The following is a 24140-nucleotide window of genomic DNA, read 5'->3' on the forward strand; positions in this document are numbered from 1 at the left end:
ACTCAATGCTCCTTCATAGGGGCGATAGCCGCCGAAATCGGTCGACGCGGCGTCTGCAATTCATCGCCCGCAGGCGGATGTTCGTGGTGCGGCTGCGGGCCTTTTTTCACCAGTTTCATCATGTAGCCGATGCCCACGCTGAACACTGTGAAATAGATCACCACGAACAGCGCCAGCGACGTACTCATCTGCGCCACCGAGTGATGCGACGCGGCATCGTGGGTGCGCAGCAAGCCATACACCACCCACGGCTGACGCCCGACTTCCGTGGTGATCCAACCGGCCAGCAGCGCAATCAAGCCGCTCGGCCCCATCAACAACACCAGACGCTGGAAGCCGCGATGCCGGTAAAGCTTGCCGCCACGGCGCAACGCCAGACCGAGCAAACCAACGAGAATCATCAACATCCCCAACCCCGCCATGACGCGAAAGCTCCAGAAGATCACGGTCGAATTCGGCCGGTCCTCTTTCGGGAAGCTCTTCAGCGCCGGGATCTGCTTGTCGAGGCTGTGGGTGAGGATCAGGCTGCCGAGGTACGGGATTTCCAACGCATATTTGGTCTTCTCCGCGTCCATGTCCGGTATGCCGAACAGCACCAGCGGCGTCGGACCGTTGTCGGCGTTTTCCCAGTGGCCTTCGATGGCGGCGATTTTTGCCGGTTGATGCTCCAGCGTGTTCAAGCCATGGGCGTCACCGACCACCGCTTGAATCGGCGCAACGATCAGGGCCATCCACAACGCCATGGAAAACATCTTGCGCACCGGCGCCGTGTTATTGCCGCGCAGCAAATGCCAGGCAGCCGACGCACCGACGAAGAACGACGTCGCCACAAAAGCGGCAATCGCCATGTGCGCCAAACGGAACGGGAATGACGGGTTGAACACGATCGCCAGCCAGTCCAGCGGCATCACCCGCCCGTCAACGATTTCGAAGCCCTGCGGCGTCTGCATCCAGCTGTTGGACGCAAGAATCCAGAAGGTCGAGATCAACGTGCCGATGGCGACCATCACCGTGGCGAAGAAGTGCAGGCCACGGCCAACCCGGTTCCAGCCGAACAGCATGACCCCGAGGAACCCGGCTTCAAGGAAGAATGCGGTCAGCACTTCATAGGTCAAAAGCGGCCCGGTGATGCTCCCGGCAAAATCCGAGAAGCCGCTCCAGTTGGTGCCGAACTGGTACGCCATGACCAGCCCCGAAACCACGCCCATGCCAAAGTTGACCGCAAAGATCTTCGACCAGAAATGGTAGAGATCGCGGTACGTGTCGTTATGGGTTTTCAGCCACAGACCTTCGAGTACCGCAAGGAAACTCGCCAGGCCAATGGTGATCGCCGGGAAAATAATGTGGAACGAAACCGTGAACGCGAATTGAATTCGCGCCAGGTCCAGTGCCTCCAGATTGAACATGATGATGTCCTCATCCAGGCTGAAAAGCGGCAGCACGAACCCGGGCCACCGCCAGACGCGAACGCCTGCAGCCAGTCAAATTGCTATGGTTTTTATGAGTCGCGGGTTACGCCACCGACGACGGGATCAGGTTGCTGACCTTCGCGGCTTCGAGGCGGATCGCCACGAATTTGGAGGTCGGCGTGTACGTCCGCTCGCCGTAGCTTTCCAGCGGCACTAGCGGATTGGTCTCCGGGTAATACGCCGCTGCCTGCCCTGCGGGAATGTCGTAGGCGATCAAAGTAAAACCGCTGACCCGACGTTCACGTTCGTCATCCCACAGCGCCACCAAATCAACCTTCTGCCCCGGTTCAAAACCCAGGCGCTGGATGTCCTGCTCGTTGGCGAAGATCACATCGCGCATGCCATAGACCCCGCGATACCGGTCATCGAGGCCGTACAGCGTGGTGTTGTACTGATCGTGGGAACGCATGGTTTGCAGAATCAGATGCGGCTTGACCGGCAGGTTGCGCACGCCCTCGCTGATCAAGTGCTCGGGCAGCACGCACGGGGTGAACTGCGCCTTGCCGCTGGCGGTGTTCCAGACCCGATCCGAAGCGTCGTTACCGAGGTGAAAACCACCTGGAATCAGCAGTTTTTCGTTGAAGTTTTCGAAGCCCGGAATCACATCGGCAATCAGGTTGCGGATGCGCCCGTAGTCGCCCACCACCCACTCCCAATCGATCGGGTGTTTGCCCAAAGTCGCGGCGGCGATCCCGGCAATGATCGCCGGCTCGGATTTCAACTGCGCCGACTTCGGCTTCAACTGACCGAACGACAAATGCACCATGCTGAAGGTGTCTTCGACGGTCACGCCTTGCGGGCCTTCAGCCTGGATATCGATGTCGGTACGCCCGAGGCACGGCAGGATCAGCGCGTCGCGACCGGTGACCAAATGGCTGCGGTTGAGCTTGGTCGCGATGTGCACGGTCAGGTCGAGTTTGCGCATCGCCGCGTGGGTGCGCGGGGTGTCCGGCGTGGCTTGGGCGAAGTTGCCGCCCAGACCGATAAACACCTTGGCTTCGCCGCGCTCCATGGCGCCGATCGCCATCACCGTGTTGTGCCCGTGCATGCGCGGCACGTCGAAGTTGAAACGTTTTTCCAGCGCGTCCATCAGGTCTTTCGGCGCCAGTTCGTTGATGCCCATGGTGCGGTCGCCCTGCACGTTACTGTGGCCGCGAACCGGGGAAAGCCCGGCGCCCGGACGGCCGACGTTGCCGCGCAGCAGTTGCAGGTTGATGACTTCCTGCAGGGTCGCCACTGAATGCACATGTTGGGTCAGGCCCATGGCCCAGCACATGATCACGCTCTTGGCGCGGCCATACATGCGCGCGGCCAGTTCGATGTCATGCAGCGGCACGCCGGACTGCTCGAGAATGTGCTCCCAGGTGGTCGCATCGACTTCAGCGAGATAGCTGTCGAGGCCCGCGGTGTGTTCGGCGATGAAGGCATGATCGAACACCGGTTCGCCGCCAGTCGCTTGCGCTTCGCGTTCCCACTGCAGGAGGAATTTGACCATGCCGCGAATCATCGCCATGTCGCCACCCAGGGCTGGGCGGAAGTACGCGGTGTTGGTCGCTTCCCAGCCGTTGCTGAGCATTTCGAGCGGGTTCTGCGGGTTCTGGAAACGCTCCAGGCCACGCTCTTTCAGCGGATTGATACAGACCACTTGGGCGCCGCGCTTTACCGCTTCACGCAGCGGTTCGAGCATGCGCGGGTGGTTGGTGCCGGGGTTCTGGCCGATGACGAAAATCGCGTCGGCGTGATGCAGGTCCTCGTAGACCACGGTGCCTTTACCGACGCCGAGGGTCTCGATCATGCTCACCGCACTGGCTTCGTGGCACATGTTCGAGCAGTCGGGGAAGTTGTTGGTACCGAACGCACGGACGAACAATTGATAGAGAAACGCCGCTTCATTGCTCGCACGACCGGAGGTGTAGAACTCGGCCTCGTGCGGCGACTTGAGGTTTTTCAGGTGATCGGCAATCAGCGTGAACGCGTCGTCCCAGCTGATTTCCACATAACGGTCGACCCGCGCGTCGTAGCGCATCGGGTGGGTCAGACGCCCCTGATATTCCAGCCAGTAGTCGCTCTGCTCGGCCAGACTCGACACCGTGTACTTGTTGAAGAAGGCCGGGTCGACCAAACGCCCGGTCGCTTCCCAGTTCACCGCTTTCGCGCCGTTTTCGCAGAACTTCAACATGCTCGCACCCGGCGCTTCACCCCAGGCACAACCCGGGCAGTCGAAGCCGCCGTTCTGGTTGGTCTTGAGCATGGCCCGAATGTTTTTCAGGGCGTTTTCACTGCCCAGCCAGCTCTTGGTCAGGCTGATGACAGCACCCCAACCGGCAGCGGCGCCTTTGTAGGGTTTGTAACGGTCGACTTGTGACATGGGACTCTCCATGACGATGCACACAGGCATGAACCTGATTCGGTTAAACAGCGACGGCCGACTTTCAAGGTTGCAAAGCGGTCGTTGGGTTTGCCGGGGCAAGGATATGAACCGTTACAAAACGTTGTCTAATCGCTATTAATGACCGCCTTATCGAAAGCATCTATCACGGCTAAAAACCCTTTATTTACGGGGCCTTGCGAAACTAACGGAGCAACTTTCCACGAAAAATAATTCATCATCGACGGCATCAATCAGCTGTTCATTAACAGTGATTGGACGCCACTGAAAGTTAGCCATAACCTGCGCTGACCGAATCCCTTCAACCGGGATTTTCATTCCTGCGAGGCTGTCATGTCAGAGCGTGTCTTGATCGATGGTTACAACCGCCGCGTCGACTATCTGCGCATGTCGGTGACCGACCGCTGCGACTTCCGCTGCGTCTATTGCATGGCCGAAGACATGCAGTTCCTGCCACGGCAAAAAATCCTCACGCTGGAAGAGATCTATCAACTGGCACAGAGCTTTGTGGCGCTCGGCACGCGCAAGATTCGCCTAACCGGTGGCGAGCCGCTGATCCGTCCGGGCGTGGTCAAGTTGTGCGAGCAGATCGCCGCCCTGCCCGGCCTGCGCGAGTTGTGCATGACCACCAACGGCTCGCAACTGGGCAAACTCGCTGCGCCGCTGTTCGACGCCGGGGTCAAACGCCTGAATATCAGCCTCGACAGCCTTGATCCGCAGCGCTTCAAACAGATGACCCGCACGGGCGATCTGGCGCAGGTGATCAACGGCATCGATGCCGCGCGCAAGGCCGGTTTTACCCGCACTAAACTCAACGTGGTGGTGATGCAGGGCCGTAATGATCAAGAGATCAACGATCTGGTGAGCTTCGCGATCGACCGTCAGCTCGACGTCTCTTTCATCGAAGAGATGCCGCTGGGGATCATCAGCGAACACAGCCGTGCCGAGTCATTTTTCTCCAGCGCCCAGGTGCGCGAAAAGATTGCCGAGCGCTATACCCTGATCGACTCGGCGGAGTCGACGCAAGGCCCTTCGCGCTACTGGCGGCTGGCGGAAGCGCCGGAGATTCGCCTGGGCTTTATCTCACCGCATAGCCACAACTTTTGCGGCACCTGCAACCGCGTACGGCTCACCGTCGAAGGGCGCCTGCTACTGTGTCTGGGTAACGAGCATTCGGTGGATCTGAAAGCGCTGCTGCGCGCCCACCCGGGGCAACCGCAGCGGCTGGAGAAAGCCATTGTCGAGGCGATGAAACTCAAGCCGTATCGACATAATTTCGAAGTGAACGATGATGTTCAGGTCGTGCGCTTCATGAACATGACGGGCGGCTAGACCGCCCCTTCCAAGGGTTATCGGAACCGCACAGCATGATCATCAGACCCAAGGTCAACCAGTTCGCCATTCTCTTCACCCTCAAGGGTTCGATCGCCAAGCGCATTGCCATGCGCACGTTGATGGTCACCCTGCTCGCCTCGGCCATCGTGCTGGTGGAAATCCTCCATCCAAGCAACTTCACCAAGGTCAACGCCACGCCGTTTACGTTGCTCGGTTTGTCGCTGTCGATCTTCATGAATTTTCGCAACAACGCCTGCTATGACCGCTGGTACGAGGCGCGCAAGGCCTGGGGCGAAGTGATCGTGCACATTCGCTCGGTGATCCGTGAAACCCATGTGATTCGTGAATCGGCTGAGCGCAAGCCGTTGTTGCTCAACCTGTGCGGCTTTGCCCATGCGTTGAACGCGCGATTACGCAAGGAAAGCGAGGCCGATGCGAGCAGCCAATGGATCATGCCGAAACCTGATCCGCAGACCCCGGACTACAGCGGACGCATTTTGCAGACGGTCGGCCAGCAGTGTTCCGATTTGCATCAGAACGGTGAACTGACTGAGTGGCGCTACATGTTGCTGGCCAATCACCTGACCAGCCTGACCCAGGCGCAAGCGGTATGTGAACGGATCAAAACCACGCCACTACCATTTCCCTACACGCTGTTGCTGCACCGGACGATTTATCTGTTCTGCATCCTGCTGCCGTTCGCCATGGCGGAACCGCTGGGCTGGCTGACGCCGCTGTTCACGGCGATTGTCAGCTACACGTTCTTTGGCCTGGATGCGATTGCCGATGAGCTGGAAGACCCGTTCGGCCGCGATGAAAACGACCTGCCCACCGATGCACTGGTGCGCACCATCGAACGCGATATCCTCAGCGAACTGGGCGCAGACGTACCGCCGGCGCTGAAGCCGGTTGACTATGTGCTGAGCTGATCCTTCTCTCCAGACACCCCGAAACCCTGTGGGAGCGAGCTTGCTCGCGATGGCGCCGGTGCAGTCAACATCTTCGTCGACTGACCCTCCGTCATCGCGAGCAGGCTCACTCCTACAGGTTTTGCATTCACACCCGAATATTGTTGAGCTTCACAAAACCATTGTAGGAGTGAGCGTGCTCGCGATAGCGCCGGCCCAGTCAATATCTTCGTCGACTGACCCTCCGCCATCGCGAGCAGGCTCACTCCTACAGGTTTTGCATTCACACCCGAGTATTGATGAGCGCCAAATCCATTGTGGGAGCCAGCCTGCTCGCGAAGGGGCCCTATCAGCCAAAATCAATGTTGACTGACACTTCGCATTCGCGAGCAGGCTCGCTCCCACAGTTTTGATTGGTGGTGAGGTCAGGAGAGTTCGTTGAAGGGAATAAAGCGCAGCGGGTCGCCGAGGTTGTGCGTGCTGTGCTCGGGGATTTCCACCAGGCCATCGGCCCAGGTGGCGCCGAGCAGGACGCCGGAGCTTTGATTGGGATAAAGCACTGCGTGCCCTGCTTCCAGCTTCACCCGCAGGTATTCACGACGGCTGCCAGCCTTGTGCCAATCGAAGCCCGCGTTGACCGTAAAACTCAGCGGCGTGACGTCTTCGACACCTTGTACGCGCAGCAGATACGGCCGCGCCAACAACCCGAACGTCACCAGCGCCGACGTCGGATTGCCCGGCAAACCAATCACCGGCACCGTGCCGAAATGCCCGACCGTCAGTGGCTTGCCTGGCTTGATCGCGAGTTTCCACAACAGCGGTTTGCCGTTTTCGCGCAGCACCTGCCCCAGGCAATCGGCATCGCCGGCAGACACGCCGCCCGTGGTCAGAATCAGATCCGCGCTCACTTGCAGTTGCTCAAGTTTGAGCCGCGTCTGCGCCGGGCGATCCGGGAGGATGCCGGCGTCGATCACCTCGCAGCCCAACTCCCGCAACCAGTGGCCGAGCAATACGCGGTTGCTGTTGTAGATGCTGCCGGGGCGCAGCGGCTGACCCGGTTCGACCAGTTCATCACCGGTCGACAGCAGCGCCACACGCGGGCGACGCACCACGTGCAGTTGCGCCAGCCCTTGCCCGGCGGCGACTGCCAGTTCGAATGGTCCAAGGCGTTTGCCGGCGCGCAGCAGGATGTCGCCGACGCGATTTTCCTGACCTTGCGCGCGGATGTTCTGCCCCGCCTTCAGCGGCTGCAAGAAGCGCACGCGGCCGTCCTCCAGCACTTCGACGTTCTCCTGCATCTCGACGCAGGTAGCGCCGGGCGGCAGCGGTGCGCCGGTAAAAATCCGTGCGCAGGTGTCGGGCAGCAACGTGTCCGGCGCCAGCCCGGCGTAAACCTTCTGTGAGACCTTCAACGGCTGTCGGTGCAAATCGGCGAGATTGAGCGCGTAACCGTCCATGGCGCTGTTCGGCCACGGCGGCAAGTCGAGGGTCGCCACCAGATCACTGGCCAGCACCCGCCCACGCGCATCGTCGAGCGCCAGCAGTTCGCTGTCGGCCAGACGTTGCTCATTGGCCATGCCGAGCAACTGGTCGAGTGCGTCCTCGACCGGCATCAACGGTGCCCGGCTCATCCGCGAGTGCCGCAGGCCTGCACGGCTTTCAGGTGCGGAACGAAGTTGCACGGGCGATGACGGTTATCCAGCTGCTCGGCAAGAATGCCTTCCCACGCGGTCCGGCAAGCCCCCGTGGAACCCGGCAGGCAGCACACCAGCGTGCCGTTCGACAGTCCGGCCAGCGCGCGGCTTTGCACGGTAGAGGTACCGATATCCAGAATCGAGATCGCGCGAAACAGTTCGCCAAAACCATCAATCTGCTTATCGAACAAGCAAGCCACCGCTTCCGGTGTACTGTCGCGACCGGTAAACCCGGTGCCGCCAGTGATCAGCACCACCTGAATGCCTTCGTCGGCAATCCAGTTCGCCACCTGAGCGCGGATCTTGTACAGATCGTCCTTAAGCAGGTTGCGCTCGCTCAGCGTATGACCGGCCTCCAGCAAGCGACTGACCAGCAACTGGCCCGACGTATCGCTGGCGTAGTCGCGCGTATCGCTGACCGTCAGTACGGCAATATTCAGGGGGACAAACAGGGCATCGGCTTTGGCGCTCATGGCAGTTCTCCGGCAGCAGTCAATCAACATTGCCGAGCAGCCTAAGTGCCACTTATGAGTACTGTCTAATCACTCTGGCCAACCACATTATCGACCGCCTCTATCGGTGCCTTTCAGGTTGTTCAGGGCCAGTGAAACCGGGCCTGATAGAGCCGATCGATAGTCCCTTAAACACTTCCGATTGGACGAACAACCGTTCAGATGAGATCGTCGCACCCTGCGCTTTTCGTGCGCCTCGCGCATCTGCGTCAATACTCAATCAAAAAATCCTCATCAAGCAGGTGCCATCGTGGACATCAAACAACTCAAGTTCCTGATCGCGCTGGACGAAACCCGCCACTTCGGCCAGGCCGCCGCACGCTGCCACATCACTCAACCGACGCTGTCGATGCGCCTGCGCAATCTGGAAGACGAGCTGGATCTGGTGCTGGTCAACCGTGGCCAGCGCTTTGAAGGTTTTACCCAGGCCGGCGAGCGTGTGCTGGCCTGGGCGCGCACCTTGCTGGCAGCTCACGACGGTCTGTTCGCCGAAGCGGCGGCGTGTCGCGGGCAATTGGTCGGTAGCCTGCGTCTGGGTCTGGTGCCGCTGAGCAGCTTCAACCCGGTCAATTACATTCAGGGTTTGTCCGGCACTTATCCGGAGCTGAAATTCAGCCTGTCGTCGCTCAGTTCCGACGAGATCATTGCCGGGCTGGGCAACAATCAGCTTGATCTCGGCGTGTGCTACCTCGATCACGTCAACCCGAACTATTTCGATTTTTTCGAGATCGGCGAAACCCGCGTCGGCTTGCTTTACGACAACCGCCATTTCCATTTCGAAGGCTCGGAAATGAGCTGGGAAGACGCCGCCGAATTGCCGCTGGGGATGATCACCGCCGGCATGCATTATCGTAAATCCATCGATTTGAGTTTCCGCAGCCGTGGCCTCAGTCCACAGCCGATCATGGAAAGCGATTCGACCTATCAGCTGTTGCAGGCGATTCACCAAGGCTTCTGCTGCGCGATCATGCCGCTGGACAGTGGCCTGGAAGAACCGATCGAGCACCTGTCGTTCATGCAGTTGCCCGATGCCAGTGTGCTCGCACCGCTGGGGCTGGTGATGCGCAAGACCGAACCGCGCTCGGCGATTGCCGAGAAGTGTTTTGCCGAGGCGCGGAAGTTGTTTGGGGTAGAAGTGCCCGCTGAATAATTGATGTTGGATGTCAGACCGCCTTCGCGAGCAGGCTCGCTCCTACAGGGGAACGCATTCCAAATGTAGGAGTGAGCCTGCTCGCGATGGGGCCTGACCCGACAACACATATTTTGGTTGATCGACCAAAGCAATCACCACATCGGAACAAGCGATTGGACGCATTTTTAACGCCCCCGTAGCCTGAACACTCTTCAGCGCCTCGGGACTTTCAAGATGCTCTGCCAAGTCGAAACCGTCACAGAATCCACCAGCGAACCCAACGCCCCAGCACCGCAACCGGCGCAGGTGGCGTTTCGCGAATACCTGCCGGACGCCGCCCTCTCCCACGCAGCGCTGGCCTCGGAAATCGCCCTCGCCATCAGCTACAACGGCCTGAGCCAGGCAGTGATGATGGTCTCGCCCGGCAACCTCGAAGACTTCATCCGTGGCTTCAGCCTGAGCAACGCGATCATCGACAGCGTCGACGAGATCTACGACATCCGCCTCACGCATTTCGATCAGGCCTGTCAGGCCGAGGTGCAGATTTCCAGCCGGGCGTTCTGGGCCCTCAAGGATCATCGTCGGCAAATGACCGGCATCAGTGGCTGCGGCATCTGCGGCGTCGAAGCGCTGGAGCAGGCGCTGCCGCAACTGCAAATTCTGCAACCGTCGGCACTGCCGCCAGCAGAGCATTTCGACGGCATTCGCCAACGCATCGAAGCCGCTCAACAACTGGCGCGCAGCAGCGGTGCCTTGCATGCAGCGCTGTACTTCGACGCCAACGGTGAAGCGCTGCTGTGCCGCGAAGACATCGGCCGCCACAACGCCCTCGACAAGCTGATCGGCGCGATGCAGATCGACGCCACCGATGTGGCTGAAGGCTTCGTCTTAGTCACCAGCCGTTGCAGCCTCGAACTGATCCACAAAGCCGTGCGCGCGCGCCTCGGCACCCTCGTCAGCCTGTCCGCGCCTACCGCGTTGACCGTGCGTTGGGCGCTCAAGCATCGACTCAATCTGATCCATGTGCCACACCGCAACGCCCCGCGAATTTACAGCCCGATCCAGGAGTATTCCGCATGAGCCACACCCTCACCCACCTCGACGATCAGGGCCGCGCCAACATGGTCGACGTCAGCGATAAAGCCGCGACCCACCGCGAAGCCAGCGCGCAAGCCTGGGTGCAGATGCGCCCGCAAACCCTGCAGATGATTCAGGCCAACGGTCATCCGAAAGGCGATGTCTTCGCGGTGGCGCGGATTGCCGGAATACAAGCGGCCAAGCGCACTCATGAACTGATCCCGCTGTGCCATGCGCTGTTGCTCAGTTCGATTCACGTCGAACTCAAGGCCTGCGAACCTGACCGGGTGCAGATCACCAGCACCTGTCGCCTCACCGGCCAGACCGGCGTCGAACTCGAAGCGTTGACTGCCGCCAGCGTCGCCGCGCTGACCATTTACGACATGTGCAAAGCGGTGGACCGGGCGATGGTGATTGGCGACATCCGCCTGCTCAGCAAACAGGGCGGACGCTCCGGCCACTTTCAATGGGAGGACGCGCAATGATCCTGATCAACTACTTCGCCAGCTACCGTGACCGGCTCAATCTCGGTGGTGAAAAAATCCCGCTGACTGAGGCTTTGGGCAGCGTTGAAGATGTGCGGCAAATGCTTATGCAGCGCGGTGAGTTGTGGCGCGAAGTGCTCGGTGCCAGCAACCTGATGTGCGCGGTGAATCAGGAGCTGTGTCAGCCGAGTCAGGTGATTGAGGATTTTGATGAAATCGCGTTTTTTCCGCCGGTCACCGGGGGTTGATGATGACGATTCGAGTCCAGCACAAAAGCTTTGATGTCGGCCAGTTGACTGCTGATCTGCACGCGCGCAATCCACGGGTGGGCGCGGTGGTGAATTTCATTGGTTATGTGCGTGATCTGAATATTGGTCAGAGTGTTAATGAACTGTTTCTTGAGCACTATCCGGGGATGACCGAAAAAGCCCTCGAGCAGATCGCCGAAGAGGCCCGCGAGCGCTGGCCGCTGTTGGGGGTGGAGATTGTGCATCGGGTCGGTGCGTTGTCGGTGAGTGAGCCGATCGTGTTTGTCGGGGTCAGCAGCAAGCATCGGCATATGGCGTTCGAGGCCTGCGCGTTCATCATGGACGTGCTCAAGACCCGCGCGCCGTTCTGGAAGCGCGAGACTACGCCTGAGGGTTCGCACTGGGTCGAGGGCCGTGAGAGCGATCGGGATGCGGCGTTGCGCTGGAGTCTGGCGCATGCCTGAAGAGCAAAAGCCCCTCACCCTAGCCCTCCCGAAACGTCGGACCGCCCCGAGGGAGAGGGGACTGATTGGGGGATATTGCAGAAGTACGCCGACGTGAAGGAGTTGTGGTGAATCCATAATCGATGGGATCTTTCCGGTCATGGAGAACGCCAGACACCTCGATCGGCCCCTTCGGGTGACCATCAAATCCATAATCGACTCGATCTTTCAGGTCGATGTAAAACGCCAGACACCTCGGTCGGCTCCCTCTCCCTCTGGGAGAGGGCTGGGGTGAGGGTTGAAAGTCTGGTTAGATAGCCACTCCGCCAGGATTCAACTCCGGAGTCTCGCTTGAGCACAGCGCCGAACAACCTGCCCCGCCCCGATCCCGTCACCCTGCGCCAGGCCTGGCGTTTCTGGCTGAAACTCGGCTGCATCGGTTTCGGCGGGCCGGCCGGGCAGATCGCGATCATGCATCAGGAGCTGGTCGAGCGCCGGCGCTGGATCTCTGAAAAGCGTTTCCTGCACGCGCTCAACTACTGCATGTTGCTGCCCGGCCCCGAGGCTCAGCAATTGGCGACGTACATCGGCTGGCTGCTGCATCGCACCTGGGGCGGAGTCATCGCTGGTGTGCTGTTTGTGTTGCCGTCGTTGTTCATTCTGATCGCCTTGTCCTGGCTGTACGTCGCTTTCGGGGATGTGCCAGCGGTGGCCGGGGTGTTTTACGGGATCAAACCGGCAATCACCGCGATAGTGCTGCACGCCGCGCATCGCATCGGCTCGCGTGCATTGAAGAATGCCTGGCTGTGGGCGATTGCCGGGGCGTCGTTCGTGGCGATTTTCGCCTTCAATGTGCCCTTCCCCTTGATCGTCCTCGGGGCTGCGTTGATCGGCTATCTGGGCGGACGATTCGCGCCGCAGCGGTTCAGCAACGCAGGTGCGCGTAACAGCGAGAAATCCTTCGGCGCGGCGTTGATCGACGACGATACGCCGGCGCCCGAACACGCCCGTTTCAGTCTGCCGAAGTTGCTGCGTCTGGGGTTGATCGGCGCAGTGCTCTGGTGTTTACCGATGGCGTTACTGACGGTGCTGTTCGGCTGGGACGGCACGTTCACGCAAATGGCCTGGTTCTTCACCAAAGCCGCGCTGCTTACCTTTGGCGGCGCTTACGCGGTGCTGCCTTACGTCTATCAGGGCGCCGTCGGGCATTACGGCTGGTTGACGGCAACGCAGATGATCGACGGCCTCGCCCTCGGCGAAACCACGCCGGGCCCGCTGATCATGGTGGTGGCGTTTGTCGGTTTCGTCGGTGCCTACGTGCAACCGGCGTTCGGCCCCGAACATGCCTTTGCCGCCGGGGCGCTGGCGGCAACGCTGGTGACCTGGTTCACCTTCCTGCCCTCGTTTCTGTTCATCCTCGCCGGTGGACCGTTGGTGGAATCGACGCACAACGAACTGAAGTTCACCGCACCGCTGACGGCGATCACCGCCGCCGTGGTCGGAGTGATTGTGAATCTGGCGTGTTTTTTCGCCTATCACGTGTTGTGGCCAAACGGTTTTGCCGGGGCGCTGGATGTGTTTTCGCTGATGCTGGCGGTTGCGGCAGCATTGGCTTTGTTCGTTTTCAAACGCGGCGTGATCAGTGTGTTGATCGTTTGCGCCCTCGCCGGGCTGGGCTTTCACCTGATGCGCTGAAGCGTGGCCTGCGAATCTCCCGTTTACACGCCCGGGAATTCCCCCTTACTATCCGGGCACACCGGTCGGCGGCTCAGCCCGCCACCGACGTTTTCCGCCAACGGAAACACGCGTTATGAGTACGTCACTACAACAAGCAGAATCGTTGAACGTCTCTACCCTGCGCGCCCTCTCTCACAGGGGCGGCGTATGAATCGTATCGTCAATCTCCCCATGGCCCTGCGCCGTTCCAAGCTGCGTCACTCCGCACGCCCGCCGGATATCACCCGGTCTGTCTGATCGCGTCCGTTAAAAAACCGCGACAGCCCCCTGCTTCTTGATATCCCTGCCAGGACAGCCACGCCTATTGCCGCGTCGTGTCCGGCCCGAATCTGCGCGCCTGTGCGGCGCCATCGTGAGTGATCGTTATGAAATTCGCAGCCCTTGAAGACGCAAGCCTGTTCCTTGAACAGAACCCCGATATCGACATGATCGAGCTGTTCATCCTCGACGCCAACGGCGTGCCACGCGGCAAGCTGTTGCACCGCGAAGAACTGCTTGCCGTGTACCAAAGCGGTCGGCCGCTACCCAGCACCATCCTCGGTCTGACCGTGCAGGGTGAAGACGTCGAGAACTCCGGTCTGGTCTGGGACGTCGGCGATATCGACTGCCGCGCCTATCCCCTTGAGGGCAGTCTGGTGCGCCTGCCATGGCGGCAGATTCCGACCGCCGCCGTGCAGGTCAGCATGCACCCGACCGAGGGCATGCCAGCGAGCATCGCCGACCCTCGGCACTTGCTGATCAAGGTCATCGACGGCCTCAAAGCCGAGGGTTATTACCCGGTGATGGCGTGTGAACTGGAGTTCTATCTGCTCGACGCCAAACGCGATCACAACGGCCGCCCGCAACCGGCACTGGACGCCGACGGTGGTCGACCGCGACACACTCAGGTTTACGGTTTGCGTGAGCTGGAACAGATCGAACCGTTTCTCGCCGACCTCTACAGCTCCTGCAAACTGCACGGCATTCCGGCGCGCACGGCGATCTCCGAGTACGCGCCGGGTCAGGTGGAAATCACCCTTGAACACGGTGACGCGCTGGAGGCGATGGACCAGGCCGTGCGCTACAAACGTCTGGTCAAAGCCATCGCCCACAAGCACGGCATGCAGGCGACCTTCATGGCCAAGCCGTTCGATGATCTGGCCGGCACCGGCATGCACATGCACGTGAGTCTGGCCGATGGCGCGGGGCACAATCTGTTCGCCTCCGAAGACCCGGCCGGCACGCCGCTGTTGCGCACGGCGATTGGCGGCATGCTCGCGTCCTTGCTCGATTCGCTGCTGCTGTTCTGCCCGAACGCCAACTCGTACCGGCGCTTCCAGGCCAACAGCTACGCACCGTTGGCGCCGACCTGGGGTGTCGACAACCGCACCGTCAGCCTGCGCGTACCGGGCGGCCCGGCCAACACCCGGCACATCGAACACCGCATCTGCGGCGCCGATGCCAACCCGTATCTGGCCGCGGCGGCGATCCTTGCCGGGATTCATCGTGGCATTCGTGAAGACCTTGATCCGGGTGCGCCGGTTGAAGGCAATGGTTATGCGCAGGCGAAGGAGTTACTGCCGACCGATTGGCTGACCTCGCTGCAGGCGCTGGAGAATTCGGTGTGGGCGCGGGACGCCTTGGGGCAGGAGTTTCTCGGGGTGTATCTGGCGGTGAAGCGTGCCGAGTACCGGCAGTTCATGGCCGAGGTGGGTGAGCAGGATTGGCGTTGGTATCTCACCGAGGCTTAACGATCCGACACCGAACCTGTGGGAGCGAGCCTGCTCGCGAAGGCGTCGTCACATTCAACATGTTGGGTGACTGACACGCCGCTTTCGCGAGCAGGCTCGCTCCCACAGGGGATTGCACTCCGACTCCCGAATTTTGTGTGGACACTGACATGACCGAACGCTGCAATTCCTACTACACCGCCACCCTCAACCAGGAAACCGACTACCCGACCCTGCAAGGCCGGCACAAGGTCGACGTGGTGATCATCGGCGGCGGCTTTACCGGCGTCGCCACCGCTGTCGAACTCGCCGAAAAAGGCCTGAAAGTCGCTATCGTCGAAAGCCACAAGATCGGCTGGGGCGCCACCGGGCGCAATGGCGGCCAAGTCACCGGCAGCCTTTCCGGTGACGGTGCGATGCGCAAACAGATGCGTTCGAAACTCGGCGACGAGGTCGATGATTTCATCTGGCACCTGCGCTGGCGCGGGCATGAAATCATCCAGCAACGCGTCGAGAAATACGGCATTCAATGCGATCTCAAACACGGCCATTTACACGCGGCGTACAAGCCCAGTCACATGACTGACTTGCGCAAGGATTATGAAGAAGCCGTACGGCGCGGATTAGGTGATGAAGTCAGCCTGCTCGACCGCAGCCAAGTGCGTGACCTGCTGCAAAGCGACCTCTACCACGGCGCAATCAAGAATACGCGCAACATGCATCTACACCCGCTCAACCTGTGCATCGGCGAAGCGCGGGCGGCGGAAGGTCTGGGGGCGCTGATCTTCGAAAACAGCGAAGTGCTGGAGATCATTCACGGCGCTACGCCGGGCGTTCGCACGGCTCACGGCCAGATCGACGCCAAGCAAGTGATGCTCGCCGGCGACGTCTATCACAAGCTCGAACCCGGTCAGCTCAAAGGCAAGATTTTCCCGGCCATGGGCGGCATCGTCACCACCGCGCCGCTCGGCGATCTGGCCAAGCAGATCAACCCGGAAGATCTGGCGGTGTACGACTGCCGCTTCGTCCTCGACTACTACCGACTCACTGCCGATGGCCGCCTGTTGTTTGGTGGCGGCGCCAATTACAGCGGCAAGGATTCACGGGACATCGCCGCCGAACTGCGCCCGTGCATCGAGCAAACCTTCCCGGCGCTCAAAGGCGTGCAGATCGACTACCAGTGGAGCTGCGCGATGGGCATCGTGATCAACCGCATCCCGCAACTGGGCAAGCTCTCGGACAACGTCTGGTATTGCCAGGGCTACTCGGGGCACGGCATCGCAACGACGCACATCATGGGTGAAATCATGAGCCGGGCGATCACCGGGCAGATGGAGCAGTTCGATACGTTTGCCCAGTGCCAGCACATACGCGTGCCGATGGGGGATTTGCTCGGTAACCCGTTGTTGGCTGCCGGGATGTGGTATTACCAGATGCTCGAAAAGTTGCGGTGATTGCACTGGCCCTATCGCGAGCAGGCACACTCCTACATTTTGGAATGCGATCCCCTGTAGGAGTGCGCCTGCTCGCGATGAGGCCATCAGGCCCACCACAAAACCTCAATCCGGCAACTGCTCGACCACAATCCCCAACCGCCGGTAATCCTCGACACTCCCCGACGCCACATGCCGTTCGGTAATCAGCGTATGCAGGCGCGAACACGGCGCCACCACAAACGGCTCCACCGCCCCCAACTTATCCGCCGTGGTCACCGCAATCACTCGCGCGGCGCCATCGAGCATCGCCTGCTTCACCGGCACTTCATCGAAATGCAGCGAGGTAATCCCCACTTCCGGGTGAATCGCACAGACGCCGGTAATCGCCAGGTCCGCCCTGATCCCGGCCAGCAGCCGCAGCGCCTCATGCCCACCCGCCGCCATCGTTCGCGGGTTCAACTGGCCGCCGGCGAGAATCACTTTCACAGCCTTGAATTCAGACAAGGCAATCGCTGTCATCGGCGAAGCCGTCACCGCCGTGATGCTGATATCTGCACGCAACGAGCGCGCCACTTGTAGCGTGGTCGAGCCGGAATCGAACAGCACAATCTGCCCGTCTTCAATCTCCTGCGCCGCCCTTTGCGCCAAACGGATCTTGACCTCATCCGTCTCGTCCAGCCGCGTGAAGTAATCCTTTCCGGAATCCTTCGGACGCGGCAGCGCCCCGCCGTGCACGCGTTGCACCAGCCCGGCGTTGTCCAGTTCGGCGAGGTCGCGGCGGATGGTGTCCTCGGACACCGCGAAGTGCTGGCTCAACTCGGACGCCATGACTTTGCCGTCGCGTTCGAGGAGCAAAAGAATTTTCTGTCGACGCAGGGACGGCAGTTCAGCCGCAGAATGATCGTGCATGGTTATGCCTGTTTGTGCTTGTAATTGCAGGTTTGGCGAGACTAACCAAAGCCTCGCGCAAACACAAATCGGCAGGTATCGATTGTTTCGATCATTGGAATCAACAAGGCGAATTTTTTCTTTGCTTTCAACCTGTTCAGAATGACCCCACTCTAAAAGGCTCAGGATGAACACCTCATGAATCTCAATTTTGCGTTTGCGTGCATGATCGTCGTGTCGTTTGCGATTGCCCTCGGCCACGCCTGACAGTGCCTCAGACCGACGCCAACAAATGCTCACGCAGCCATTTATGCGCCGGATCGCGGTGCGAACGTTCACCCCAGAACATCGCCATCTCGTAGCCCGGCACCTCCAACGGCACGTCGACCACTTGCAACGCCGGGTTGCCGCGCACCAGGCGTGACGGCAGCATCGCCACCAGATCGGTGCTCGCCAACACCGACATCGCCATCAGAAAGTGCGGCACCGACAACACCACTTTTCTCATCAGCCCAACATCGGCCAACGCCCGGTCGGTCACCCCGAAAAAGCCCCCGCCCTCGCGCGACACCATCACGTGCTCCAGCGCGCAGAACTGTTCGCGGCTCGGCGCCTGCATCAAACCTGGATGCCCGACTCTACCGGCCAGCACATAACGCTCGGTGAACAGCGGACGTCGATGCAGCTCCGGCGGCGCGTCTTCGCTGATGTGCAGCGCCAGATCGAACACGCCCTGCTCGGCCTGTTTGACCAGATGCGCCGGCGTCAGATCGATCACCGCCAGCCGCGTGCCCGGCGCCTGTTCACGCAAACCGCCCAGCGCTGGCAACACCACCGTCGACTCGCCGTAATCGGTCGCGGCGATTTTCCAGGTGTGCGTCGCCAGCGCCGGGGCGAACGCACTGGCCGGCGCCACCGCCCTCTCCAACGCTTCCAATGCCTCGCGCAACGGTTCACGCAATTCATCGGCGCGCGCCGTCGGGCGCATGCCGCGCGGCCCGGGCAACAACAGCGGATCACCAAAGATGTCGCGCAACTTGGCCAGATGCACACTCACCGAAGGCTGCGACAGGTTCAGGCGCTGCGCCGCGCGGGTGACGTTATGCTCCGACAGCAACACATCGAGGGTCAGCAACAGATTGATATCCAGCCGTCTCAAATTATTCATGGCTATACCAGACATATCAGACATTCATTTCCAATATACCGGTTGAACGCCGATCCTGCAGTCACTCAGCTAACGGAGCTTCAACATGAACGTGCTACTGGTTTACGCCCATCCAGAACCGACTTCCCTCAACGGCGCGCTGCGCGACTTCAGCGTCCAGCGCCTGCAAGCCGCCGGCCACACCGTGCAGGTCTCCGACCTCTACGCGATGAACTGGAAAGCCAGCCTCGACGCCGACGACGCCCCTGAGCGCGATGCGACGAAACCGTTCCACGCCTCCCTCGACTCGAAAATCGCTTACGCCGAAGGCACCCAAGCCGCTGACATCGCTCGCGAGCAGGAAAAACTGTTGTGGGCGGATGCGCTGATCCTGCAGTTTCCGCTGTGGTGGTTCACCATGCCGGCGATTCTCAAAGGCTGGGTTGATCGGGTGTATGCATACGGCTTTGCCTATGGCGTCGGCGAACATTCCGACAGTCGTTGGGGCGAGCGTTATGGCGAAGGGAAAATGAAAGGCAAACGGGCGATGTTGATGGTCACCACTGGCGGCTGGGAGTCGCATTACGCGGCGCGTGGGATCAACGGGCCGATTGATGATTTGCTGTTTCCGATTCAACACGGGATTTTGTACTACCCCGGTTTTGAAGTGGTGCCACCGTTTGTGGTGTATCGGACTAGTCGGATGGACGCTGCGCGGTATGCCGAGACTTGTGATGAATTGGGGCGGCGGCTGGATGAGTTGTGGAGTGCGCGGCCGATCGGGTTTCGGCAGCAGAATGCGGGGGAGTATGAAATCCCTGCTTTGACGTTGAAGAGCGATATCGCGCCGGATAGCGAAGGCTTCGACGCACACATCCGCTAGTGCCGCATCGACCACGTAGAGCAAAAGCCCCTCACCCTAACCCTCTCCCATAGGGAGAGGGGACTGACCGAGTTGTTTTTTCGAGCTACGCCGACCTGGGATATCGAGCCGAACTCAAGTTTTGAACAGCCCACAATCGGCTCCCTTTCCCCTCGCCCCCCCTGGGACTGACCGGGTTGTTTTTTCGAGCTACGCCGACCTGGGATATCGAGCCGAACTCAAGTTTTGAACAGCCCACAATCGGCTCCCTTTCCCCCTCGCGCCTCTGGGGGAGAGGGCTGGTTTTTTTTCGAGCTACGCCGACCTGGTATATCGAGCCGAACTCAAGTTTTGAACAGCCCACAATCGGCTCCCTTTCCCCCTCGCCCACCTGGGGGAGAGGGCTGGTTTTTTTTCGAGCTACGCCGACCTGGGGTATCGAGCCGAACTCAATTTTTGAACAGCCCACAATCGGCTCCCTTCCCCCTCGCCCCCCTGGGGGAGAGGGCTGGGGTGAGGGGGATGGATCTAACTGACACACCGCAACACATTGTCATCAGCTCGAGTCATGTTTCCTCGCGCGCCCGCCGCACCTGAACCAACAACGCCGGCGCAAAATGCAGCAACACCATCCGGCTCAAATGATGAGTCAGGATAAACACCACATTCAGCCCACCACCAAACGCGACAATCGCAATCGTCTCAATCGCACCTGGCATGTACGCCAGCCACAGCGACAGCGGATCACTGCCCAACCAGCGTGCTGCGACTTCAGCAAATACTGCAGCAACCACGATCATCAAACCGACCGAGACCAACGCCGTGCGGCCGTGACGCCCCAGCTCCGCGACACCCAGCCCCTGAAAACGTGAACCGATCCGCACGCCGAGAATCAGCGCCGCCAGATTCAAACTCCAGTCCGGCATATGAAAACCGTGCAGCCATCCCGCTTTCACAAACACCGCCGTGATGATGATCGCGGTGAGCATGAACGGCGCCGGTACGCCGATCACCAGCAGCAAGCGTCCAAGCAGTACACTCAGCGCGATCACCGAACACGCGGTCAGCGCCATGCCCGTCGTCAAAGGATCGCCGTCGGCAACCGCGATGGCCGCTTGGCCGGGAATCAGGAAACTCACCAGCACGGTAATCAGCAGCAAGCGCATCAGGTGCACGATGATGACCTTGCTCGACGCCTTTTCCGATTCGAGCAAATCAAACACCGCTGCCAGCGCACCGGGATAAACCGCCAACAGCGCATCGGTGCGATTCCAGCCCGCGCCGCGCGTCAGCCACCATCCGGCCAATGCGATCTGCACTGCCAGGCAAATCAGCAACACGCCGAGGCTCGGCAACATCGTCGAGGCCGTCTCGCTGTCCCACGCTTCGAACATCAGCCCGGTGGCGATGCCCAGCGTGACCTGGATGTAGCCCAGTCCATAGGGGGTTGCCGGGGCGATACCGGTTTTACTGGCAAACAATGCGGTAACGACGATCGAACCCAGCAGCAGGCCATGGGGTACGCCTTCGAACTGCAACAGTGCGCCGAAACCAGCCGCAATCAACAAACACAGAATAGATTTCATCAATCCTCCATCGACTTGAAAGTGTGACTTACGTCGTCTGAACCAATGAGTCAGGATGTACTTTCATGGCGCGTGATCGATGGTTTCTTCGGTGTTTGCGCAACCAGTATTCTGCGGGTGTGCTGTTCCTGTGACTGAACCAGCTTCTCGCCCTTGATAATCTTCAGGCATTCAAGCAACGAGCTGACACCAAAGAAACCCGCGACCGGCACGGTGATACCCATCCAAAAGGCGAATTTCGGTTCAAGCCCCATTGGCTGGATCAACAGGAGTGGAGACATCGCAATAGCGGACCACACGATATACAGGGTGAAACTCCAGGCTTTTCTCCAGATCCTGGAAAAACGCTTTCTATACTTCGGGCGGAAATCAATCCTGTGGCGCTCGACATCAAGCTCAACGTACTTTCTGGAAAGCACATAGTCCCTGAGGTTTCTGGCCGGATTAACGAGGGAAATCAGATACGCGACATCGGCGGGATTGATCGTCGAAGTACCCGCGATAGCCAGGTAGCCGCGCTCCCTGACCAAAAGAGGTAAATCAGGATTCTGCTCAATATCCTTCAACACCTCTTTAGCGACCCGGTACTCCTCCGCAAGCCGGCTTTTGCCCATAAACGATAATTCGCGAATCACCTTTGTCGCAGCAGCGACGACTCCGATTACCGTCAGTAGCTGAACGATCGTTGCAAACTCCATCCTTGGTTCCTCCCTCTGTGCCTTGCATGGCAGTAAATCGATCGGGAAATGACCTGAGCGGGCAATCCCCTGTTAACCGCGCAACCGTCCAATTGCCCGGCGGTATTTTTCGACCCGTTCCAGATCCTCCCAGCTCGGCGAGGCAATCCGCGACAGGTCGCTGTTCTCTTCCAGATCCGCCAGCTTCACCACCCGACCGATCGGGTTCTGTGCGGCGCGGTCGACGAAATCCTCGTAGGACTCGCCCGGCACTTTGCTCACCGACTCAATCGCCATCAGCACTTCTTCGCTGAAACCTTCCTTGCGCAAGTCATCGAGGCTGACACCGCAATCCTCAACCACATCGTGCAGCACGGCGACGATGCGTTCTTCCAGCGTGCTCATGCGCAACATAACCTTCAGCGGATGCAGAATGTACGGCGCACCGCCCTTGTCGACCTGCCCGGCGTGGGCCGTGGCGGCGATGGCGATAGCACGTTCGAGGGTCTGGGTCATGGGATTCTCCGAGGGTTAAACGCCGTAGCGGCCGCCGACGTGGATGTTGCGTTTGAGCCAGTTGCCGATTGCCTTCAGCCGTCCGACTGGTTTGGCTGGTCCGGAATGACGCTGAAGAATCAACGACACCAATGTGGCCTGATCGGCTTTCGGATGGGTATCGATCAACTCGGCAACCCAGGTGCAATCAGCTTTGTTCAGATGCTCACGCCACTCACCGGGCCAGGCGTCCAGCTCATCCAGCGCCAGCCACCGCGCACCGCCCTGCTCGGCATGCCCGCCACCTATTGACTGCTCGAAACACAAAGGCGTAGCCGGCCGGGACAGGTCGAGGCTGAAAATGTAAACGTCGTGGGTTTTATGTTGCGGTGTGGGAGCGTTGTTGCGGCTGCCGATAACCATCATGGCGATGTTCCAATCCTTGGGCGCTGAATGTTTCCGATTGTTTCGCAGTGTACGCCACGGGAGCAAATCAAAAACCCGATGGAACCTCCCTCCTCCACAGAATCTCGAATCTGTATCAGCGCCAAATCACCGATCAGACACGGCGCCATTGGAGAGGAAACCCCGATGAACATTCGCTTCCTGTTTCTGATCGCCAGCTTCGCCGTCATTCCCACTTGCGTCATGGCCGAAGGCTGCGACGTCCAGACCCAATCCTCCAGCGCCTCGGTGCCAGCGGTGGAAACCCACAGCTGCTATGAATACGAAGGCATGCCGGTCAACTCAATCGACTGGTCGTGCAGCAACGAAAGCAAAGACATGCTCAGCAGCACTAAAACCAAGGTCGAACACTGTGCCGATCACTACCAGGCCACGTGCATCGCCACCATAACCCAGGAATCCCTGGCCAATCCGCACTCCACCAGCAAAGACAAGAATGCCAAGGCATTGAACATCCCCGACAAAGCCCAAGTGACCACGTATTACTACGACGTGGAGCATTTGGCCCAGGCGCGGATTGATTGTGAGAATGGTGGCGGGCATTGGAAAACCAAGTAAACGACTGATATCCATGCTTGCGACAGACAAAGAAAAGCCCGGCTTAAAAAACCGGGCTTCTTAGTGCGCAATATCCCTTAACCACCGCCGTTACCACCACTGCTGCTACCGGACGGTTGACCCGCTGGGCTGGGTTTGGAGGCAGAAGGCACCGGCCCATTGTCGGTCTTGCCACCATCACCACCCTTGGGCAGCGAATTGGCATCCGGGTCGGCATTGGTGGCTGGAGACGCCGGTTCACGCGTCTGGCTGTTGCCGTCGTTGGCTGTCGGAGTCGGCGTTTCGCCAGCCGCGATCGCGTACAGCGAACTGCCGGACAGCAACGCCGCGAGGGTTAACACCGCAATTTTATGGTTCAGCATGGTGGCTCTTCCTTTGCGTGGTGAGTTACAGCATTGGAAGAAGGTGTGCGGCGAAGGTGCGGCGTGTCGGACGAATGGTTATCGCCCAAAAGGCTCGCACCATTTCGATGTCTGAAAACTTCGTAGGAAAACACCCCAGGTGGCGAGAGAGCTTGCTCCCGCTGGGCTGCGAAGCTGCGCCAAAACCGGATAGTCCGCTTCTCCCAGAGATACCGCACGCCCCGAATTACGACGGATGCGTCGCCGAGCGGGAGCAAGCTGTCTCGCCACGGTTACAGGTTTCACGTCCTACAGGTCGGTTGTGGCGGCTGAAATTGCTGCCTAGAGTGAGGTTGTCGCCGACCGCAGTCAGCGATGGGTTTCGCAGCCCTCAGAAGTGACACACACCGCCAAATGACAACTGTGGCAAAATCCGCCACCGCTTCATTTTATGGCGGCTGTGTGTGGGAGACCTTCGGGTCTGCCGGTTTGACTCTTCTCCGGTCTGCGAACCCGCATACAGCTGCCACCCATTTGTTTCGCAGCA

At 59.9% G+C, this 24140-nt stretch carries 23 protein-coding genes; 12 read left to right on the forward strand and 11 right to left on the reverse strand.

Going from position 1 to position 24140, the window contains the following annotated elements; translation table 11 throughout:
- Nucleotides 1–2: 2 nt before the first annotated feature.
- Together PspS49_RS17730 and PspS49_RS17735 are read right to left on the reverse strand one after the other, a co-directional pair.
- Complete coding sequence (locus PspS49_RS17730; protein ID WP_160040793.1) at nucleotides 3–1406, reverse strand: cytochrome ubiquinol oxidase subunit I; 1404 nt, start codon at nucleotides 1404–1406, stop codon at nucleotides 3–5.
- Nucleotides 1407–1512: 106 nt separating this feature from the next.
- Nucleotides 1513–3837 carry an FdhF/YdeP family oxidoreductase gene (locus PspS49_RS17735; protein ID WP_160040795.1) on the reverse strand — a complete coding sequence of 775 codons (2325 nt, stop codon included), beginning with the start codon at nucleotides 3835–3837 and terminating at the stop codon, nucleotides 1513–1515.
- Between the two features lie 354 nt (nucleotides 3838–4191).
- On the opposite strand from PspS49_RS17735, the gene moaA reads away from it, so the two are divergent.
- Both moaA and PspS49_RS17745 read left to right on the forward strand, forming a co-directional pair.
- The gene (gene moaA / locus PspS49_RS17740) at nucleotides 4192–5190 is read left to right on the forward strand and encodes a GTP 3',8-cyclase MoaA (RefSeq protein WP_160040797.1); all 999 of its coding nucleotides are present in this window, start codon (nucleotides 4192–4194) and stop codon (nucleotides 5188–5190) included.
- A 35-nt stretch (nucleotides 5191–5225) separates the two neighbouring features.
- Entirely contained in the window at nucleotides 5226–6122 is an 897-nt protein-coding gene (locus tag PspS49_RS17745; RefSeq protein ID WP_150650441.1) for a bestrophin family protein, read from the forward strand.
- Nucleotides 6123–6526: 404 nt separating this feature from the next.
- Here PspS49_RS17745 and glp read toward each other — a convergent pair whose 3' ends face one another.
- The gene (gene glp, locus PspS49_RS17750; RefSeq protein ID WP_160040799.1) at nucleotides 6527–7732 is read right to left on the reverse strand and encodes a gephyrin-like molybdotransferase Glp; all 1206 of its coding nucleotides are present in this window, start codon (nucleotides 7730–7732) and stop codon (nucleotides 6527–6529) included.
- Nucleotides 7729–8268 carry a molybdenum cofactor biosynthesis protein B gene (gene moaB / locus PspS49_RS17755; RefSeq protein WP_095124582.1) on the reverse strand — a complete coding sequence of 180 codons (540 nt, stop codon included), beginning with the start codon at nucleotides 8266–8268 and terminating at the stop codon, nucleotides 7729–7731. Before moaB ends, glp begins: the two co-directional genes overlap by 4 nt.
- A 289-nt stretch (nucleotides 8269–8557) precedes the next feature.
- Here moaB and PspS49_RS17760 point away from each other — a divergent pair, with 289 nt between their 5' ends.
- The 8 genes from PspS49_RS17760 (at nucleotide 8558) to PspS49_RS17795 (ending at nucleotide 16592) form a co-directional block, all read left to right on the forward strand.
- Complete coding sequence (locus PspS49_RS17760) at nucleotides 8558–9457, forward strand: LysR family transcriptional regulator (protein ID WP_160040801.1); 900 nt, start codon at nucleotides 8558–8560, stop codon at nucleotides 9455–9457.
- A 216-nt stretch (nucleotides 9458–9673) separates the two neighbouring features.
- Nucleotides 9674–10519, forward strand: a complete 846-nt coding sequence (gene fdhD / locus PspS49_RS17765; RefSeq protein ID WP_160040803.1) for a formate dehydrogenase accessory sulfurtransferase FdhD — start codon at nucleotides 9674–9676, stop codon at nucleotides 10517–10519.
- Nucleotides 10516–11001, forward strand: coding sequence for a cyclic pyranopterin monophosphate synthase MoaC (gene moaC, locus PspS49_RS17770; RefSeq protein ID WP_160040805.1), 486 nt, complete (start codon nucleotides 10516–10518; stop codon nucleotides 10999–11001). Before fdhD ends, moaC begins: the two co-directional genes overlap by 4 nt.
- Nucleotides 10998–11249 carry a MoaD/ThiS family protein gene (locus tag PspS49_RS17775; protein ID WP_093440717.1) on the forward strand — a complete coding sequence of 84 codons (252 nt, stop codon included), beginning with the start codon at nucleotides 10998–11000 and terminating at the stop codon, nucleotides 11247–11249. The genes moaC and PspS49_RS17775 overlap by 4 nt, the downstream gene beginning before the upstream one ends.
- 2 nt (nucleotides 11250–11251) lie before the next feature.
- Nucleotides 11252–11713: a molybdopterin synthase catalytic subunit MoaE gene (moaE, locus tag PspS49_RS17780; protein WP_160040807.1), complete on the forward strand. Its 462-nt coding sequence runs from the start codon at nucleotides 11252–11254 to the stop codon at nucleotides 11711–11713.
- A gap of 330 nt (nucleotides 11714–12043) precedes the next feature.
- The gene (gene chrA / locus PspS49_RS17785; protein ID WP_150774678.1) at nucleotides 12044–13387 is read left to right on the forward strand and encodes a chromate efflux transporter; all 1344 of its coding nucleotides are present in this window, start codon (nucleotides 12044–12046) and stop codon (nucleotides 13385–13387) included.
- A 407-nt stretch (nucleotides 13388–13794) separates the two neighbouring features.
- Complete coding sequence (locus tag PspS49_RS17790) at nucleotides 13795–15159, forward strand: glutamine synthetase family protein (protein ID WP_160040808.1); 1365 nt, start codon at nucleotides 13795–13797, stop codon at nucleotides 15157–15159.
- A gap of 149 nt (nucleotides 15160–15308) precedes the next feature.
- The gene (locus tag PspS49_RS17795; protein WP_150774677.1) at nucleotides 15309–16592 is read left to right on the forward strand and encodes an FAD-binding oxidoreductase; all 1284 of its coding nucleotides are present in this window, start codon (nucleotides 15309–15311) and stop codon (nucleotides 16590–16592) included.
- Nucleotides 16593–16697: 105 nt separating this feature from the next.
- On the opposite strand, the gene PspS49_RS17800 is transcribed toward PspS49_RS17795, so the two are convergent.
- Nucleotides 16698–17483 carry a DeoR/GlpR family DNA-binding transcription regulator gene (locus PspS49_RS17800; RefSeq protein WP_095113584.1) on the reverse strand — a complete coding sequence of 262 codons (786 nt, stop codon included), beginning with the start codon at nucleotides 17481–17483 and terminating at the stop codon, nucleotides 16698–16700.
- 253 nt (nucleotides 17484–17736) lie between these two features.
- Nucleotides 17737–18630, reverse strand: a complete 894-nt coding sequence (locus PspS49_RS17805; protein WP_238786293.1) for a LysR family transcriptional regulator — start codon at nucleotides 18628–18630, stop codon at nucleotides 17737–17739.
- Nucleotides 18631–18715: 85 nt separating this feature from the next.
- On the opposite strand from PspS49_RS17805, the gene PspS49_RS17810 reads away from it, so the two are divergent.
- A complete protein-coding gene (locus PspS49_RS17810) occupies nucleotides 18716–19492 on the forward strand; it encodes an NAD(P)H-dependent oxidoreductase (RefSeq protein ID WP_160040811.1) in 777 nt (258 codons plus the stop codon).
- Nucleotides 19493–20037: 545 nt separating this feature from the next.
- On the opposite strand, the gene PspS49_RS17815 is transcribed toward PspS49_RS17810, so the two are convergent.
- The 4 genes from PspS49_RS17815 to PspS49_RS17830 all read right to left on the reverse strand — a co-directional run bounded on the left by PspS49_RS17815 (nucleotide 20038) and on the right by PspS49_RS17830 (nucleotide 22655).
- On the reverse strand, nucleotides 20038–21057 hold the full coding sequence (locus PspS49_RS17815) for an AbrB family transcriptional regulator (RefSeq protein ID WP_150750855.1): 1020 nt from the start codon (nucleotides 21055–21057) through the stop codon (nucleotides 20038–20040).
- Nucleotides 21058–21107: 50 nt separating this feature from the next.
- A complete protein-coding gene (locus PspS49_RS17820) occupies nucleotides 21108–21755 on the reverse strand; it encodes a hypothetical protein (RefSeq protein ID WP_150650431.1) in 648 nt (215 codons plus the stop codon).
- Nucleotides 21756–21827: 72 nt separating this feature from the next.
- Entirely contained in the window at nucleotides 21828–22250 is a 423-nt protein-coding gene (locus tag PspS49_RS17825; protein WP_160040813.1) for an HD domain-containing protein, read from the reverse strand.
- Between the two features lie 15 nt (nucleotides 22251–22265).
- Nucleotides 22266–22655 (reverse strand): hypothetical protein, encoded by a 390-nt coding sequence (locus PspS49_RS17830; protein WP_160040815.1) that lies wholly within the window; start codon nucleotides 22653–22655, stop codon nucleotides 22266–22268.
- Nucleotides 22656–22820: 165 nt separating this feature from the next.
- Here PspS49_RS17830 and PspS49_RS17835 point away from each other — a divergent pair, with 165 nt between their 5' ends.
- Nucleotides 22821–23252 carry a hypothetical protein gene (locus PspS49_RS17835; protein ID WP_160040817.1) on the forward strand — a complete coding sequence of 144 codons (432 nt, stop codon included), beginning with the start codon at nucleotides 22821–22823 and terminating at the stop codon, nucleotides 23250–23252.
- Between the two features lie 77 nt (nucleotides 23253–23329).
- Here the strand turns inward: PspS49_RS17835 and PspS49_RS17840 are convergent, their stop codons facing one another.
- Nucleotides 23330–23614 carry a hypothetical protein gene (locus PspS49_RS17840; protein WP_095113590.1) on the reverse strand — a complete coding sequence of 95 codons (285 nt, stop codon included), beginning with the start codon at nucleotides 23612–23614 and terminating at the stop codon, nucleotides 23330–23332.
- Nucleotides 23615–24140 lie beyond the last annotated feature (526 nt).

It is taken from the genome of Pseudomonas sp. S49 (genome assembly GCF_009866785.1).
In the GTDB taxonomy this organism is placed as follows: Bacteria; Pseudomonadota; Gammaproteobacteria; order Pseudomonadales; family Pseudomonadaceae; genus Aquipseudomonas.

Excerpts from the sequence above, each read along its gene's own strand:
- PspS49_RS17730 (WP_160040793.1), bottom strand. The coding sequence starts at position 1,406 with ATGTTCAATCTGGAGGCACTGGACCTGGCGCGAATTCAATTCGCGTTC.
- PspS49_RS17735 (WP_160040795.1), bottom strand. The coding sequence starts at position 3,837 with ATGTCACAAGTCGACCGTTACAAACCCTACAAAGGCGCCGCTGCCGGT.
- moaA (WP_160040797.1), top strand. The coding sequence starts at position 4,192 with ATGTCAGAGCGTGTCTTGATCGATGGTTACAACCGCCGCGTCGACTAT.
- PspS49_RS17745 (WP_150650441.1), top strand. The coding sequence starts at position 5,226 with ATGATCATCAGACCCAAGGTCAACCAGTTCGCCATTCTCTTCACCCTC.
- glp (WP_160040799.1), bottom strand. The coding sequence starts at position 7,732 with ATGAGCCGGGCACCGTTGATGCCGGTCGAGGACGCACTCGACCAGTTG.
- moaB (WP_095124582.1), bottom strand. The coding sequence starts at position 8,268 with ATGAGCGCCAAAGCCGATGCCCTGTTTGTCCCCCTGAATATTGCCGTA.
- fdhD (WP_160040803.1), top strand. The coding sequence starts at position 9,674 with ATGCTCTGCCAAGTCGAAACCGTCACAGAATCCACCAGCGAACCCAAC.
- moaC (WP_160040805.1), top strand. The coding sequence starts at position 10,516 with ATGAGCCACACCCTCACCCACCTCGACGATCAGGGCCGCGCCAACATG.
- PspS49_RS17775 (WP_093440717.1), top strand. The coding sequence starts at position 10,998 with ATGATCCTGATCAACTACTTCGCCAGCTACCGTGACCGGCTCAATCTC.
- moaE (WP_160040807.1), top strand. The coding sequence starts at position 11,252 with ATGACGATTCGAGTCCAGCACAAAAGCTTTGATGTCGGCCAGTTGACT.
- PspS49_RS17790 (WP_160040808.1), top strand. The coding sequence starts at position 13,795 with ATGAAATTCGCAGCCCTTGAAGACGCAAGCCTGTTCCTTGAACAGAAC.
- PspS49_RS17795 (WP_150774677.1), top strand. The coding sequence starts at position 15,309 with ATGACCGAACGCTGCAATTCCTACTACACCGCCACCCTCAACCAGGAA.
- PspS49_RS17800 (WP_095113584.1), bottom strand. The coding sequence starts at position 17,483 with ATGCACGATCATTCTGCGGCTGAACTGCCGTCCCTGCGTCGACAGAAA.
- PspS49_RS17805 (WP_238786293.1), bottom strand. The coding sequence starts at position 18,630 with ATGAATAATTTGAGACGGCTGGATATCAATCTGTTGCTGACCCTCGAT.
- PspS49_RS17810 (WP_160040811.1), top strand. The coding sequence starts at position 18,716 with ATGAACGTGCTACTGGTTTACGCCCATCCAGAACCGACTTCCCTCAAC.
- PspS49_RS17815 (WP_150750855.1), bottom strand. The coding sequence starts at position 21,057 with ATGAAATCTATTCTGTGTTTGTTGATTGCGGCTGGTTTCGGCGCACTG.
- PspS49_RS17820 (WP_150650431.1), bottom strand. The coding sequence starts at position 21,755 with ATGGAGTTTGCAACGATCGTTCAGCTACTGACGGTAATCGGAGTCGTC.
- PspS49_RS17825 (WP_160040813.1), bottom strand. The coding sequence starts at position 22,250 with ATGACCCAGACCCTCGAACGTGCTATCGCCATCGCCGCCACGGCCCAC.
- PspS49_RS17830 (WP_160040815.1), bottom strand. The coding sequence starts at position 22,655 with ATGATGGTTATCGGCAGCCGCAACAACGCTCCCACACCGCAACATAAA.
- PspS49_RS17835 (WP_160040817.1), top strand. The coding sequence starts at position 22,821 with ATGAACATTCGCTTCCTGTTTCTGATCGCCAGCTTCGCCGTCATTCCC.
- PspS49_RS17840 (WP_095113590.1), bottom strand. The coding sequence starts at position 23,614 with ATGCTGAACCATAAAATTGCGGTGTTAACCCTCGCGGCGTTGCTGTCC.